The sequence below is a fragment of the Exiguobacterium sp. SH1S21 genome, from assembly GCF_004337175.1.
In the GTDB taxonomy this organism is placed as follows: Bacteria; Bacillota; Bacilli; order Exiguobacteriales; family Exiguobacteriaceae; genus Exiguobacterium; species Exiguobacterium aurantiacum_A.
The window spans coordinates 132,538-147,743 of sequence record NZ_SJUY01000008.1; the positions used below are offsets into that span (position 1 = coordinate 132,538).

The following is a 15,206-nucleotide window of genomic DNA, read 5'->3' on the forward strand; positions in this document are numbered from 1 at the left end:
TGACCAAGCGGATTTCTTTTCGGTATAATAGACAACGGGAAAAGGGGGCAATCACATGCACATCATCCAAGCCGTCATTGGCGCGATTTTATATTTAGTCATCTTCTTCAGCATCGGGTTCATCTTGAATATGCTGCTCAAAAAGACGTGGACGCTCGTGTTCATCTATCCGATTTTCGTCATCATGATGATCGACAACGTCAAGCTGTCAAGCTACGTCACGGAAACATCGACCGCGCTCGCGAACGTCTATGAGCGTCTGCTCGGTCTGCAGTTTCTCGACATTTTTATGCTCGGATTCGGATTGCTCGGTGCCATCTTGGCAGGGGTCACCATCCGGTACTTGCGTAAGAGCGGTTACTCGATGTTTTAAAGACGACAGAAATGTTCGTCTTTTTTTGGTTTCTGCCTACTTTTTTAGAAGCTGAACCGATATACTAGATAAGATAACGATTTAATTAGTAAGGGATGCGATACGTTTGACATTACCGATGTATACGATCAAAAAAGTGTTGAATAATAGCGTTGTCATTTGTCAACATGATACGGATCCGGAAGTCATTCTGCTTGGGAAGGGGATTGGCTTCGGCAAGAAAGCGGGCGATCTCGTCGACCCGGCCAGCGTCCCGGAGAAAGTGTATCAATTGACGGATAAGGAAGAGCAATCTCAATACCGTGAGCTCGTGAAGCACGTCGATGAAGACTTCATCGCCTTCATGCAAGACATCGTCGGCTTCATCGAGAGCAACACAGGAAAAAAAGTCGACCAACATATCCATATCGGCCTGACCGATCACTTGTTCTTTACGATGAAACGGATCGAGCAAGGGATGGAAGTGACGAATCCGTTCTTACTCGAGACCGAATCGCTCTATCCGAACGAGTACGCGCTCGCTGAACGGATCGTCGACATGATCCACGAGCGCCTCGATGTGTTGCTTCCTGATGCCGAGGTCGGATTTATCGCCCTTCATATCCATTCGGCGACGACGTTTAAAAACGTCCTCGAAGTCAATCGTCACAATCAAATCATCGGCCAGATCGTTCAGACGATTGAGAGTCGTTTGAACGTCAAAATGGACCGGACTTCGCTCGATTATAAGCGCTTACTTCGGCACTTAAGGTACGCCGTTGAGCGGGTTGCGACAGGTGAGACAGTCGAGGCTCCACAAAAAATAGAAAAGGTGTTGCGTGAAGAATATCCGCTATGCTATAGTACTGCTTGGGAGCTGATGGGCATCATGGAACGCGAATTAAAGCGTCCTGTCCCACGAGGTGAAGCGACATATTTGACGATGCATCTCCAGCGACTGACTACAAGTAGATAACTGATACCACGTATCTTACGTGTTACTGATTCGATCAGGCATGAGTAAGGAGTGGAACGGCTACGATTTCTCTATTGAGGAGAGGTCTACGTTCTATACCTTATTCATGCCTGTTTCTGTTTTTATAAACGTTCATTATGAAAACGTTTAGATACGTCGGTTGTCTGACATCTACGTTCGGTTTCAGAATAAACAATTACAAAAGGAGGATTTATCATGTTTAAGCAGATTTTTGGTGTTCTTCAAAAAGTCGGTAAAGCGCTTATGCTTCCTGTTGCGATCTTGCCGGCAGCCGGTCTTCTTCTCGCATTCGGTAACGCGATGCAAAACCCGGCCCTTACGTCACGCGCTGGTTGGTTGACTAACGCAGGCGTTGTTAAGTTTGCTCAGCTCATGGAGCAAGCAGGCGGCATTATCTTCTCGAACTTAGCACTCTTATTCGCAGTCGGTGTCGCGATCGGTTTAGCAGGGGACGGCGTTGCCGGACTCGCAGCCATCGTCGGGTTCCTCATCATGAACAAAGTCATGGGTGTTTGGCTCGAACTCACACCTGAGATCATCGCACAAGGTGACCCGGCTTACGCGTCAGTCCTTGGTATCCCAACACTTCAAACAGGTGTCTTCGGTGGTATCATCGTCGGTCTGATAGCGGCCTGGGCATACAATAAGTACTTCAATATCGAATTGCCGCAATTCCTTGGATTCTTTGCTGGTAAGCGTTTCGTCCCAATCGTAACTGCGGTAGCAGCTGTCGTCGCTGGTCTCGTCATGCTTCTCATCTGGCCACCAGTTCAGCACGGATTGAACACGTTCTCAAACTTCATGTTGACTGAAAACCGCACGTTAGCGGCATTCGTCTTCGGTTTGATCGAACGTTCATTGATCCCGTTCGGCCTTCACCACATCTTCTACTCACCGTTCTGGTTCGAATTCGGATCATACACGGATGCAGCTGGTAACATTGTCCGCGGTGACCAAGCGATCTTCTTCGCTCAAATCCGTGACGGTGCCGAGCTTACAGCCGGTACGTTCATGACTGGTAAATACCCGTTCATGATGTTCGGTCTTCCTGCAGCAGCACTTGCGATGTACCATGAAGCACGTCCTGAGCGTAAAGCGGTCGTCGGCGGTCTCTTGGCTTCGGCAGCACTCACATCGTTCTTGACTGGTATCACTGAGCCGATCGAGTTCTCATTCTTGTTCGTAGCTCCACTCTTGTTCGCAGTACACGCAGTCTTCGCTGGTCTTTCATTCATGGTCATGCACATCTTGAACGTCAAAATCGGGATGACGTTCTCGGGCGGTTTGATCGACTACCTTCTCTTCGGTGTACTTCCTAACCGTACAGACTGGTGGCTCGTCATTCCAGTCGGACTCGCGTTCGCAGTCGTCTACTACTTCGGATTCCGTTTCGTTATCCGTAAGTTCAACCTTAAAACACCGGGCCGTGAAGATGAAGTCGTTGAGCAATCAACAGCTACTGGTTCGGAACTTGCACAAGATATCCTCGTTGGTTTCGGTGGTTCGCAAAACATCAAACACCTTGACGCATGTATCACACGTCTTCGCGTCGAAGTGAAAGATAAGAGCCAAGTGAACAAAGAAGAGTTGAAACGTCTCGGGGCAGCTGGTGTCCTTGAAGTCGGTAACAACATTCAAGCGATCTTTGGACCACGTTCGGATGCATTGAAATCAGAGATGCAAGCGGTCATCGCTTCAGGTAACGAAAAGAAAGCAAACTAAGTATTAAGCCAATCCGTTAAGGGTTGGCTTTTTTGTATGGGGAAACGGTTTCAGCCTGGTATCAGATGGGGAAAAGTAAGTATTCTGACAAAAGGAGGAACCATGATGTGGAAGAAAGTGTTTGGCGTATTGCAGCGGATCGGGAAGGCGCTCATGCTTCCGGTTGCGATTTTGCCGGCAGCCGGTCTATTACTTGCATTTGGTACGGCGTTCCAAAATCCTGATCTCGTTTCGCTGTTACCTTTCTTGGCAAACGATGCACTCGTCCTCATTTGGCAAGTCATGACCGATGCCGGGGATATCGTGTTTGCCAATTTAGGTCTGTTGTTCGCCGTCGGGGTCGCCATTGGGCTGGCCAACGGAGACGGTGTTGCCGGGTTAGCTGCTATCGTTGGTTATTTGATCATGAACAAAGTTATCAGCACGTGGAACGGGATTACTGCAGAAATTGCCCAGGGAGACCCTGCCTATGCATCGGTACTCGGTATCCCGACGCTCCAAATGGGGGTATTCGGTGGTATCATCGCCGGTTTGATTGCCGCGTTCGCGTATAACAAGTACTTTAACATCAAGTTGCCGGACTTCTTAGGATTCTTTGCCGGGAAACGTTTCGTTCCGATTGCGACCGCCGCGTTCAGTTTGGTGATCGGGATTGCGCTGGCTTATATCTGGCCGCCGATCGGAACGGCCATCAATACGTTCTCAAGTACGATTATTGAAGCGAACGTAGCCGTTTCCGCATTCGTCTTCGGTTTGGTCGAACGGTCATTGATTCCTTTCGGTCTTCACCACATTTGGTACTCGCCGTTTTGGTTCCAGTTCGGGGAATATACGAACCAGGCGGGAGACCTCGTTCAAGGTGACCAACGGATCTTCTTCGCCCAGCTTCGTGACGGCGTCGAATTCACAGCTGGGACGTACATGACCGGGAAATTCCCGTTCATGATGTTCGGGTTGCCTGCCGCTTGTCTCGCCATGTACCATACGGTCCCGAAAGAGCGTCGTAAAGACGTGGAAGGACTTTACTTCTCAGCAGCCCTCACTTCATTCTTGACGGGGATCACAGAACCAATCGAGTTCTCGTTCGTCTTCGTCGCACCTCTTCTCTTTGGTATTCATGCTGTATTCGCTGGACTATCCTTTATGACGATGCACTTGCTCAACGTTAAAATCGGGATGACGTTCTCAGGCGGACTCATCGATTATCTGTTGTTCGGGGTATTACCGAACCGAACAGCTTGGTGGCTTGTCATTCCAGTCGGTCTCGTCTTCGCGGTCGTCTACTACTTTGGATTCCGTTTCGCGATCACGAAATTCGATTTGAAAGTTCCTGGTCGTGACGTCGTCGCCGAAGGAAAAGGCGCACGGGCTGTCGTTGGGGATGACCTTCCGTACGAAGTGCTCGTCGGTCTGGGTGGTCCTGAGAATATCAAGCATCTTGATGCTTGTATCACACGACTCCGTGTCACCGTGAACGATGTCAAACAAGTTGACAAAGACTTGCTGAAAGATCTTGGTGCCGCCGGTGTGCTTGAAGTCGGGGATAATATTCAAGCTATCTTCGGACCGAAGTCCGATACACTCAAATCGCAAATCGCCGCCATCATCGAAGGTGGCGAGTACAAACCGAAAGAAAAAGCGGTCATCACACCGGAAGCGGCCGAGCATGCCGACCACCGCTTCCTCGCACCGATGTCCGGTGTCATCTTGTCGCTTGACGATGTACCGGACCAAGTCTTCTCGGGCCGGATGATGGGTGAAGGGTTCGCGATCGAGCCGAGTTCAGGCCAAGTCGTGGCACCGGTCACCGGTCACATCACGACGTTCTTCCCGACGAAACACGCGATCGGGCTGCTCGCGGACGACGGACGCGAGATTCTCATCCACGTCGGTCTTGATACGGTCAATCTGAAAGGGGAAGGGTTCGTCGCCAAAGTCAAAGAAGGTGACCGCGTCGAAGCGGGAGATATTCTGCTCGAGGTCGACCTCAACTTGATTCGTGACAAAGTCCCGTCGCTCATCACGCCGATCATTTGGACGAACGGGGACGGCAAAGTCGTCGTCGTACCGTTCGGAGAGACAGTCGTCGCCGGGGAAGCACTCGATTTTAGAACGGATGACAAAGGCGCGGAATAAGCGCAAAAAAAGCGGCTCTCGCAAATTGCGAGAGCCGCTTTTGATTATGCTTTAATATCGAATTTTTGGCTGATGAAGTTGACGACTTCTTCGGCTGTATCCATGTTGAGGACGTCGTTGACGATCGCTTCTGTTTCAGCTTTCGTCAAACGTTTCACGAGGCTACGTGCGCGAAGGACGCTTGAAGCCGACATCGAGAACTCGTCGAGGCCAAGTCCGAGCAGGATTGGAATCGCGAGCTCTTCTCCAGCCATCTCGCCACACATGCCGACCCATTTGCCTGCTTTGTGTGCTTCTGTGATGACGTTGTGGAGAAGGTTCAAGATGGCCGGGTTGAACGGCTGGTACAAGTACGAGACTTTCTCGTTCATGCGGTCAGCTGCCATCGTGTATTGAATCAAGTCGTTCGTGCCGACAGAGAAGAAGTCGACTTCTTTCGCGAATTGTTTCGCCATGACGGCTGTCGAAGGAATTTCGACCATCATCCCTGTCTCGTAGTTACCGACAGCGACGCCTTCTGCTTTCAACTTCGCTTCTTCTTCGAGAAGAAGGGCTTTCGCCGCGCGGAACTCTTCAAGTGTCGCGATCATTGGGAACATGATAGCGAGGTCACCGTGAGCCGAGGCGCGGAGAAGGGCGCGAAGCTGTGTGCGGAACAAGTCCGTTTCTTCAAGGCAAAGGCGGATGGCGCGATAGCCGAGGAACGGGTTCATCTCTTTCGGGAGGTCGAGGTAAGACAATTCTTTATCTCCACCGATGTCGAGCGTACGGATGACGACTTGTTTGCCTTCCATACCTTCGATTACTGTTTTGTATGCTGTGTACTGCTCTTCTTCAGTCGGGAACGTTTCTGAATCCATGTAAAGGAATTCTGTCCGGTAAAGACCGATCGCATCAGAACCGTTTTTAAGAACGCCTTCAAGGTCGTTCGGTGTCCCGATGTTCGCCGCGAGTTTCACTTTATGACCGTCTGCCGTGACAGATTCTTCGTTGACGAGTTGCTTCAACTCTTCTTTGTAGGCTTCGAATGACGCACGTTTTGCGACGTATTCATTGACGAGTTCTTCAGACGGATTGACGAAAACGTCTCCTTCTGTCCCGTCGATGACGACGAGGTCGCCGTTCTTGATTTCTTCGAGTGCGACTTTTGTTCCGACGACTGCCGGGATTTCAAGTGAGCGCGACATGATGGCCGAGTGTGACGTACGACCGCCGATGTTTGTCGCGAACCCTTTGACGTATTTGCGGTTGAGCTGAGCCGTGTCAGACGGTGTCAAATCTTCAGCGATGATGATGACTTCTTCAGAAATTGAAGCAGGTGTCATGAACGTGACGCCGAGAATGTGGGCCATGACGCGTTTCGTGACGTCGCGGACATCAGCCGCGCGCTCGCGCATGTACTCGTTGTCCATCGATTCAAAGATCATGATCATCGTTTGAGCGACTTCATCGAGCGCTTTCGCAGCGTTCATGTGTTCGCTTTCAATTTTTTCGTTCACTTGCGAGACGATCTCTGGGTCTTCCACGATGAGCAAGTGAGCTGAGAAGATCTCAGCCTTATCTTCTCCGAGTTCACGCAGTGTGATCTGGCGGATTTCTTCGAGTTCAGTTTTCGACTGAGCGATGGCTGCTTGGAAGCGTGCCTTCTCAGCTGCTACGTCCTCGATTTTGTTCGTCGGGATGTCAAATGAAGGTGTCTCCATGACGAATGCTTTCGCAACTGCGATTCCTGCAGATGCGCCAATACCTTTAATGTGTGACATAAGCGTAATCCCTCTCTTCAAAGAAATAGTGTTCTTTCCGACGGTTACCTCGTTAGTTCTTACCCGAAATGAAAAAGGAACTAACGAAAACCCGGAAGATTAAAGTAGCAACGGTCTACTACTAGGGGAAGCCTCGACCGAACAAAATGGCCTCGCCTCGAGCACGAGGGATGCCTGATTGCGTACTTTCCTATCCTATCATAAAATAAATCATCGTCACAACGAGGAGATGGCCTTTGAATTTGAAGAATTAGCGACGATTGCGCATACTATTTCATTATTTCGATGAAGTTCGTTATGCTTACCTTATATAAAGAAGGGAAGTGGCAAAAAATGTACAAATTCGCTGAATTAGACTGGACCGGTTCATACGACACGGTCGTTGTCGGAATCGGGGCGGCCGACGCTGTCGAAGCAGGGCTCGATACGTTGTTCAACGGGCGCGTCAAATCGCTCATCCAGTCAGCTGACATCTCGACGAAGACAGGGGAATTGTCGATCGTGCCGACGTTTGAGGGGAACATCAAGCGCGTGCTGTTCGTGGGTTTAGGACAACGCAACGATTCGTCCGTCGAAAACTTGCGGAATTGGTTCGGGAAAGTCGCGAAAGAAATCAAAGCCCGCGCCTTCACGGACGTCGCGGTCGCGCTCGACACGTTTGAACCAGGCACAGCGAGCTTGTTCGCCGAAGCGTATGAGATGGCGACATATGAGCATCCTACATACAAGTCGGCTCCAAAATCGGCGACACCCGACGTGACGATCACTCTTTTAGGAGACGCGAACGAAGCGGACGTCGAAGCGGGTGCCGCTTACGGGCGTGGGGTCAACGTCGCTCGGACGTTGACAATGATGCCGGCTAACATTTTGGACGCGGTGGCGCTTGCCGACTACGCCGTCGACCTGGCCGAGCGTCATGGTTTCAGCCATCGAATCATTGAAAAAGAAGAGATGGAGGCGCTCGGTATGGGGGCGCTGCTCGCTGTCAATCAAGGTTCGGTAATTCCACCGAAGTTGATCGTGCTTGAGTACAACGGTGCCGGGGACGATGCGCCGATTGCCGTCGTCGGAAAAGGTGTCACGTTCGACACGGGCGGTTACTCGATCAAGCCGAAAGACGGGATCGTCGGGATGAAAGGTGATATGGGTGGTGCGGCCACCGTGCTCGGTCTGTTTGAGACGCTCGCGACGACGAAACCGGCTGTCAACGTGCTCGGTGTCATTCCTTCAACGGACAACATGATTTCAGGAGACGCGTTCAAACCGGACGACGTCATTACGGCGATGAACGGGAAAACGATCGAAGTGCTCAATACCGATGCGGAAGGACGACTCGTTCTTGCCGATGCGGTGACGTTCGCGAAGACGTATGAGCCGAAAGCCATCATCGACGTAGCAACGCTGACAGGCGGTGTACTCGTCGCGCTCGGTACTGAGGTGACTGGTTGCCTGACGAACGACGACTCGCTCTATGAGGCACTAGAGACGGCGAGCCGAGCAACGAATGAGCTCGTTTGGCAAATGCCTTACTTTGATGTGTTCATCAAGCAAGTTCGGAAATCTGAAGTCGCCGACTTGAACAACTCACCGGGCCGTTACGGTCATATGATTTTCGGTGGCGCGTTCGTCGGCGAGTTCGTCGGTGACACGCCGTGGCTCCACCTCGATATCGCGGGAACGAGCGAGCGCTCTTCGGTGAGTGACCTCGGTCCAAAAGGCCCGACTGGTGTCATGGTACGGACGCTCGCGTCAATGCTCGAAGGATGGAAGCGTTGAAATTCGGATTGATGTTAATCGGTTTGGCCATCGCCGCAGGCCTCGGCTATGCGGCTTGGCCGAGCCAGTTGTTGTTGGGGGTATCCGTCTTTAGTGCGGTGCTCGGAGTTTTGTTTTTGATTCAGGAGGGACGCCGTGGTCGGAGTAGGAATTGATGGGGCACGCGGAGGCTGGGTACGAATCACGTACGATAGCATCTCGCTGTGCTTGACCATCTCAGAACAGTTGGAAGATTTATTGATTGACGGGGCAATGCACTTCGTCGATATGCCGAACGATCTCGGGACGATCTCAAACCCGGACCGGACGTGCGATGCGTGGATGCGGGCTCAGTTGAAGCAACGGAAGTCGTCGATCTTCACGCCGCCGATTCAAGACGTCGTGATGGAACAGACGTATGAAGCCGCCAATGTGAGAAGCCGCGAACTGATTGGAAAAGGAATCAGCAAGCAAGCATGGAACCTCGTGCCGCGTATTCGTGAGTTTCAAACGATCACGGCTGAAGACGTGTATGAGTCGCATCCGGAAGTCTGTTTCGCTGTCATGACCGGACACGAGGCCGATTTCAGCAAAAAGACTGAGGCCGGCGAAGCCGAACGGATCGAGCTGTTGCGGCGCTATTCGAAAAGTTCGCCGTGGAAGTGGAAGATGTCGAACGTCAAAGTCGACGATATTATCGACGCATGTATCCTTGCCGTCGCCGCCTATGAGGCCGGGACGACAGGCTTAGAGACGCATCCGCATCAAACAGAGGGATTACCGTTCGTAGCGGTACCGAAGACAAAAGAGCGATGACGCGGTCATCGCTCTTTTGGTGTCTGGGTCGGTCCGAGGACGAACTTCCATATGTAATGAAATACTTGGGCGTTGTAGAGTGCTTTCAGCAATACCGCGAGGACTGGTCCTAAAATGAAACCGAGGACACCGAACAGTTGCAGACCGACAAAAATCGAGATCAAAGCCGCGAGCGGATCCAGGCCGATATGAGAGCCGACGATCTTCGGCTCGGCCAAGTTACGTTGGACGATGACGAGGATGTAGAGCACGAGAAGCCCGATTGCGCTGAACCAGTCGCCTGAGATGGCCGCGTAGGCTGCCCATGGCACTAAGAGTGTCCCGACACCGAGGTAAGGCAACAGATCAAAGAATGCTGCTAACAAGGCGAATGAGAACGGATTGTCGACACGTAGAATGAACATACCGACCAAGACGATTCCAAACGTGATGGAAATGAGGGTCAGTTGGGCCCGGACATAGCCGAACAAAGCCGAGCGTAAATTGAGCATGACGAGTTCGAACTCTTTAAAGCCTTTTCGTTTGTTCAACCGTTCGATCGAACGCATGTAAGACGGCCAGTCTTTTGTGATGAAGAACCAGGCTAGGACGATGACGACGAACAAGAGCAGGACGAGCGGGAGTGCGCTCAGGATGTCTTGCAAGATGCCGGCGACACCTCGAGACAGGACGCCGATCGCGGCACCGAGTTGGACACCGATTTCAGTGATGCCACCTTCGAGCGATGTCGTTTGACCAGGGTTTAACCGCTGGATGCTGTCGTAGGCGTCGTTGACGAACGGAGCGATTTTTTGATTGAACATACGCTGCACGTAGGCAGTGAACGTCTCGATCTGGTCTGGAAGTTTTTCGGCCGCGATCGTCAAGTAACGGATCAATTGGGTGACGACGATGGCGATGACGCCGCTGACAAGACTCATGACGATTAGTAGTGAAACGAGGGTGCCAAGGGCACGCGGCATCTTCGTCTGACGCTCGAACAAGTTGACGAGGGGGACTGTCAACAAGGATAACAAGAAAGCGAACACGAAAGGATACGTGTACGTAAAGAGGACGCTCAGTCCCCAAATAACGAGCACGAGTCCGATGCCGACAAGGAGAAATCGAAGTAATTGCCAAAGCCTTAGAGGAGACATGAGGCGTTGCCCCTTTCCTAACAATTGGATTGAGCATAGTATACCACGCAACTGGTAAATTAAGAGGATGGATAGGTGATTAAATATGAAGGAGATTCAACAGAAAATCGATCGGATGATTATCCACTTAGGAGGGTACTGGCGGCCGTTATCGGGCTTGGCCAGATTATTAGAAGAAGTGGGGGAAGTGGGCGGCGCCTTGCATGACCAGGACGAAGCAGCGCTCGTGGAAGAGTTGTTAGACGTATTCGTCATTTCAACTTGTCTCGCCAATCAGTATGCGATCGAACTTGACGATCAATCGAACGGACGAGGGGAGCGTCTCGTTCATCGCGCTTACTATTCGCTCGTTCGGGAAGCGGGGGAGGTTGCCCGGACTTTGAACGCATACGAAGGGGATAAAAAATTGAAAGCATCATCGACACCGGGTTCGTTACAGTATCGAATCGAGAGCGTCCAAGCAGCGGTGTTCGATATCGCGCGCGAGATTGAGCTTGATTTGTATGCAGAAATCGGTTCGCTGATCGATGAGAAAACCGCGCGGGATTTCGGACGGTTCGACCATACGCCTGACCCGATCACCGAATCGTCGGTGCGATTGTATACGCGCTTTAAACCTGGTCGATATTGGGGAGGAATTGAAGCTAAACCTTCGGAGGAAGCGAGCCGATATAGAGAAAGAGAATATAACTTAAAACGTTTTTTAAAGATTGCCCATGTCGAAGGGCTGGATGGGTTCGTCATTCGTCAACCGGACGAGCCGTTCATCATAACGTCCTCTCTCGAGCAAGACTGGAAGTTGCCGGAATCGTTCATAATCGACGAAGAATGGCATGAAACAAACAAATTTATCATCATTCGTAAAAACTGGTAGAAAAGTATTCCCCTTTTTATCAAAAATATTCATCTTTTTTTCAAATACTTACTTTTTTTTAAAAAGCGTTATGCTACTATGAAGGTGTTGTTAGTATAAATTAGCGCGAGAAGAAAGGAATATTTTGGATGAAAATGAAGCTATTGAAAGTTGCTCTCATCTTATCGCTGTTGTTGTTCGGTGCTCAAATCCCTGCGGTTGAGGCATCGACATTAGACGGCGAAACGACTGTCAATTTAAACGTTCGATCAACACCTAGCACAGCGGGGGCGGTCATCACGACGTTACCCAAAGGCACAAAAGTAAAGTATGGGACTTATAACCAATCATGGCATAAAGTGTATTTAAATAGTCGCACTTACTATGCTTCGGCCCCGTACATTAAACAGATCGTCTCGTCACCGACGACGATCACGACCCAATCAGCATCATCGACTGGTGTTACGACAGAAAACTTGAACATTCGAGTGACGTCACACCGTGATGCTAAAATCTTTACGACACTAAAAAAAGGCACGGAAGTGAACTATGCCGTCCATAATTCATCATGGGCCAAAGTGTTCTTGAATGGAAAGACGTACTACGCGGCGAAAGCTTACATTGCACCAAAACTAGTCGTTTCAGCGCCTAAAAAGCAATCGGGCTACACGAATCGTGACATTCAGCTGTTCAATCGCACGCTACAAACATCACCGGTCGCGAAAACGATCCCGGCCAAGCGCGCTGTCACGTTCAGTATCCACAATTCGAGCTGGTCGGTCATTTATGAAGGCACGAAGACCTACTACACACCGACTCGAGGAATTACAGCCGGGACACTGAAGCCGGCGACGACGACAGAGACTGGCTATGCGAATCGAGAATTGAAATTGTTCGATACACGCAACCAGGCATCGAAAGTCGTTAAAGTACTTCCGTTGAACACGGTAGTCGCATCGAGCAAATACAACTCGAGTTGGTCGACTGTCTATATCGGCAGCGACACGTACTACACGCCGACGGCATGGATCACACCAGGCGTTGCCCCGGTCCAACCGCCGACAACGACAAAACCAGTCGAGACGAAAGTTCAAGGATACGCCAACCGCAACATCAACTTGTTCGGTAAAACGCACCAGAGTTCGTCGGTATTGCTCGTCTTGCCGCAGTACACGGCCGTCACGTACAGCACATACAACTCAAGCTGGTCAAACGTTTTCGTCGGGACGAAGACCTACTTCACACCGACTTCATGGTTGACTGCTGGTAAGGCACCATCAACACCGGTCGCTGCCCCAAAAGGAAAAGTGTATATCAACACACCGGGTGATGTCTTGAACGTAAGAGCGACGGCTTCGGCTAGCTCGACGATACTCGGGAAACTTGCACACGGCACGCAAGTCGATCACTACGGTTCATCGAACGGTTTCTACAAGATTAAATACAACAACCGTGATGGTTACATCTCAACGGCGTATGCATCGACATCGAAGCCTAGCACATCAAGTGGTGCTGTCATCATTCTCGATGCCGGACACGGTGGGACCGATCCGGGAGCTGTAGGCAGCTCGCTTTATGAGAAGACGGTCGTACTCGACGTGACGAAACGTACGGAAGCGTATCTTCGTTCGAAGTATGGTTACGAAGTCCGGTTGACACGTTCGACAGACGTTTACTTGACGCTCGATCAACGTGTCCAAGCGGCTAGAAACTTACGTGGCAATCTCTTCGTCAGCCTGCACACGAACGCGGCGACGACATCCGCGGCGAACGGAGTCGAAACGTTCTACTCGACCTCGTCGGCCCATAGTGCCAAGAGTCGGGTGCTCGCAACGAACATCCAATCGAATTTGATGGGTGAAATGTCAGGGATGAAAAACCGTGGTGTCAAGACAGCGAACTACTACGTCATCACGTATAACACGATGCCGTCAGCACTCGTCGAACTCGGGTTCATCTCGTCTCCGCAAGATATTGTCCACCTTCGCAGTGAAGCATCGCGCCAGCGCATGGCAATCGGTGTTGCTGAAGGTATTGCCCAATACGTGAGAGCGTACCATTAATTCCAACCTGCTCGCGCAGGAGTATACAGAAGGCCCCAGCTCAACACGAGCCGGGGCCTTCCTTTTATGTAGTAAACAAGCCCTCGTCCGAATGGAAGAGGGCTTGGCTTATAAGTCGTCGAAACCGTTGGCGTCGGTCACTTTCGCGTATGAGCGTGATTTTTGTTCGAAGAAATCGGATTTCGTCGCGTTGAGCGAGTCGTCCGAATAGGCACGGATCCACGGCATGACGTCCTCGTTGAAACCTTCATACAAATCGTTCAACCCGATGACGCGCAGGCGTTTGTTGGCAAGATATTTGATGTAATCGCGCATCTCGCTGACGTCGAGGCCATCGAGGTCACGGAGTACGTATTCGCACCACTCGATCTCGAGGTCGACCGCTTGGCCCATCGTGTCGTAGACGAACTGGCTGAAGCTTCCGTCGGCATCGATTTCCGGGTTCTCGGTCAAGACGGCGCGAAGCAGCTGGCTGACGAAATGCGAATGTTGCATCTCGTCCCGTTGGATATAGCTGATCATCGTCGACGTCCCGACCATCTTCTGATGACGGGCGAGGTTATAGAAGTAGGCGAATCCGGAATAGAAGTTGATGCCTTCAAGGATGACCGAGGCGACGAGAGACTTCGCGAAGTTCTCCGCGTTCGGCACGGCCCGGAAATCTTCATACAAGTCTAAGATGAACTGATTACGTTTCATGACCATCTCGTCATCTTTGGCGATATCGAAGATGCGGTTCTGCTCGCTGAGCGGAACAAGACTCGACAACACGTAGCTGTATGATTGATTATGGACGACTTCTTGCTGGGCGATGATGGCGAGCACCGAGTGGACCGACGAGTCGGAAGAGAACATCGCCGACTCGAGAATGTAGCGTGTCTGCACCGAGTCGAGAATCGACAACAAGCCGATGATGCGTTTGAACGCGTCTTGTTCACGCTCGGTCAGTTGCGGCCATTGTTGCATGTCTTTTGACATCGAGATCTCATCTGGGATCCAGAAGTTAGACAGTAACTGTTTATAAATCGTATAAAATTGCGGATAGGCGATATCGTTCCAGTTGACGATCGAACTCGTCTCGCCACCGATAATGGCTGTCGCCCGGTTAGGATGTTTGGGCGACAGTAGTTTGATCTTTTGAATGGTCATAGACGTGAACTCCTTCTTCGGCGTTTCGTGCCAACCGCTCGGTCCAAGCACGGACGTTGTACGGTTGGTTGCGCGGCGACTGTTCGATTTTCAACAGTTCACCGGCAAGGGGGATTCCAAATTTCGAAAGGTGGTATGCCATCTCGTCGACAGCGCGGCAGAAATGAACGAACATCTTGTCACCCGTCCCGAACACGGCGGCTTGACGAATCGGTACCGACTGCTCTTTCAAGAGAAGCCGAAACGTATCTTTCATCTCGTCTGGTAAGACGCCATCGGCCCACGTGTACGACCCGAAATAGACGAGGTCGTACGTGGCGAGCGACCCGGCCTCGCGATGGCCGATGCGGTCCGCTTCGTACAAGACGGCACGGTCACCCCGATCGACATGGGTCGCCTGAATCAACTCGGCGACCTCTTCTGTATTCCCGCTCATTGAACTATAGACGATTGCGACGTTCATG

At 51.2% G+C, this 15,206-nt stretch carries 11 protein-coding genes and 2 pseudogenes; 9 read left to right on the top strand and 4 right to left on the bottom strand.

Annotated elements, in window-relative coordinates; translation table 11 throughout:
* Positions 1 to 55 precede the first annotated feature (55 nt).
* The 4 genes and pseudogenes from EVJ24_RS11820 to ptsG (EVJ24_RS11835) form a co-directional block, all read left to right on the top strand.
* The gene (locus EVJ24_RS11820) at positions 56 to 373 is read left to right on the top strand and encodes a YuiB family protein (protein WP_070328765.1); all 318 of its coding nucleotides are present in this window, start codon (positions 56 to 58) and stop codon (positions 371 to 373) included.
* A gap of 118 nt (positions 374 to 491) precedes the next feature.
* A complete protein-coding gene (glcT, locus tag EVJ24_RS11825; protein WP_236637645.1) occupies positions 492 to 1,328 on the top strand; it encodes a glucose PTS transporter transcription antiterminator GlcT in 837 nt (278 codons plus the stop codon).
* 216 nt (positions 1,329 to 1,544) lie between these two features.
* Positions 1,545 to 3,044, top strand: a pseudogene (gene ptsG / locus EVJ24_RS11830) (glucose-specific PTS transporter subunit IIBC); the annotation flags it as partial.
* A gap of 132 nt (positions 3,045 to 3,176) precedes the next feature.
* Positions 3,177 to 5,114 (top strand): annotated as a pseudogene (ptsG, locus tag EVJ24_RS11835) (glucose-specific PTS transporter subunit IIBC); the annotation flags it as partial.
* A gap of 137 nt (positions 5,115 to 5,251) precedes the next feature.
* On the opposite strand, the gene ptsP reads toward ptsG (EVJ24_RS11835), so the two are convergent.
* Positions 5,252 to 6,970: a phosphoenolpyruvate--protein phosphotransferase gene (gene ptsP / locus EVJ24_RS11840; RefSeq protein ID WP_070328769.1), complete on the bottom strand. Its 1,719-nt coding sequence runs from the start codon at positions 6,968 to 6,970 to the stop codon at positions 5,252 to 5,254.
* 333 nt (positions 6,971 to 7,303) lie between these two features.
* On the opposite strand from ptsP, the gene EVJ24_RS11845 reads away from it, so the two are divergent.
* The 3 genes from EVJ24_RS11845 to EVJ24_RS11850 are packed head-to-tail and all read left to right on the top strand — an operon-like array spanning position 7,304 to position 9,541.
* On the top strand, positions 7,304 to 8,746 hold the full coding sequence (locus EVJ24_RS11845) for a leucyl aminopeptidase (protein ID WP_131441445.1): 1,443 nt from the start codon (positions 7,304 to 7,306) through the stop codon (positions 8,744 to 8,746).
* Entirely contained in the window at positions 8,734 to 8,901 is a 168-nt protein-coding gene (locus tag EVJ24_RS15380) for a hypothetical protein (RefSeq protein WP_161568385.1), read from the top strand. Before EVJ24_RS11845 ends, EVJ24_RS15380 begins: the two co-directional genes overlap by 13 nt.
* The gene (locus EVJ24_RS11850; protein ID WP_131441446.1) at positions 8,882 to 9,541 is read left to right on the top strand and encodes a DUF429 domain-containing protein; all 660 of its coding nucleotides are present in this window, start codon (positions 8,882 to 8,884) and stop codon (positions 9,539 to 9,541) included. Before EVJ24_RS15380 ends, EVJ24_RS11850 begins: the two co-directional genes overlap by 20 nt.
* A gap of 5 nt (positions 9,542 to 9,546) precedes the next feature.
* Here EVJ24_RS11850 and ytvI read toward each other — a convergent pair whose 3' ends face one another.
* Positions 9,547 to 10,677, bottom strand: coding sequence for a sporulation integral membrane protein YtvI (gene ytvI, locus EVJ24_RS11855; protein ID WP_131441447.1), 1,131 nt, complete (start codon positions 10,675 to 10,677; stop codon positions 9,547 to 9,549).
* An 85-nt stretch (positions 10,678 to 10,762) separates the two neighbouring features.
* Between ytvI and EVJ24_RS11860 the strand changes: the two genes are divergently transcribed.
* Both EVJ24_RS11860 and EVJ24_RS11865 read left to right on the top strand, forming a co-directional pair.
* Entirely contained in the window at positions 10,763 to 11,551 is a 789-nt protein-coding gene (locus EVJ24_RS11860; protein ID WP_131441448.1) for a MazG nucleotide pyrophosphohydrolase domain-containing protein, read from the top strand.
* 128 nt (positions 11,552 to 11,679) lie between these two features.
* The gene (locus tag EVJ24_RS11865; RefSeq protein ID WP_131441449.1) at positions 11,680 to 13,593 is read left to right on the top strand and encodes an N-acetylmuramoyl-L-alanine amidase; all 1,914 of its coding nucleotides are present in this window, start codon (positions 11,680 to 11,682) and stop codon (positions 13,591 to 13,593) included.
* Positions 13,594 to 13,701: 108 nt separating this feature from the next.
* On the opposite strand, the gene EVJ24_RS11870 is transcribed toward EVJ24_RS11865, so the two are convergent.
* Positions 13,702 to 14,742, bottom strand: coding sequence for a ribonucleotide-diphosphate reductase subunit beta (locus EVJ24_RS11870; RefSeq protein ID WP_070328775.1), 1,041 nt, complete (start codon positions 14,740 to 14,742; stop codon positions 13,702 to 13,704).
* Complete coding sequence (locus EVJ24_RS11875; protein WP_131441450.1) at positions 14,699 to 15,205, bottom strand: flavodoxin domain-containing protein; 507 nt, start codon at positions 15,203 to 15,205, stop codon at positions 14,699 to 14,701. Before EVJ24_RS11875 ends, EVJ24_RS11870 begins: the two co-directional genes overlap by 44 nt.
* Position 15,206 lies beyond the last annotated feature (1 nt).

Excerpts from the sequence above, each read along its gene's own strand:
- ptsP (WP_070328769.1), bottom strand. The coding sequence starts at position 6,970 with ATGTCACACATTAAAGGTATTGGCGCATCTGCAGGAATCGCAGTTGCG.
- EVJ24_RS11865 (WP_131441449.1), top strand. The coding sequence starts at position 11,680 with ATGAAAATGAAGCTATTGAAAGTTGCTCTCATCTTATCGCTGTTGTTG.
- EVJ24_RS11875 (WP_131441450.1), bottom strand. The coding sequence starts at position 15,205 with ATGAACGTCGCAATCGTCTATAGTTCAATGAGCGGGAATACAGAAGAG.
- EVJ24_RS11845 (WP_131441445.1), top strand. The coding sequence starts at position 7,304 with ATGTACAAATTCGCTGAATTAGACTGGACCGGTTCATACGACACGGTC.
- EVJ24_RS11860 (WP_131441448.1), top strand. The coding sequence starts at position 10,763 with ATGAAGGAGATTCAACAGAAAATCGATCGGATGATTATCCACTTAGGA.
- EVJ24_RS11820 (WP_070328765.1), top strand. The coding sequence starts at position 56 with ATGCACATCATCCAAGCCGTCATTGGCGCGATTTTATATTTAGTCATC.
- EVJ24_RS11870 (WP_070328775.1), bottom strand. The coding sequence starts at position 14,742 with ATGACCATTCAAAAGATCAAACTACTGTCGCCCAAACATCCTAACCGG.
- ytvI (WP_131441447.1), bottom strand. The coding sequence starts at position 10,677 with ATGTCTCCTCTAAGGCTTTGGCAATTACTTCGATTTCTCCTTGTCGGC.
- glcT (WP_236637645.1), top strand. The coding sequence starts at position 492 with ATGTATACGATCAAAAAAGTGTTGAATAATAGCGTTGTCATTTGTCAA.
- EVJ24_RS15380 (WP_161568385.1), top strand. The coding sequence starts at position 8,734 with ATGGAAGCGTTGAAATTCGGATTGATGTTAATCGGTTTGGCCATCGCC.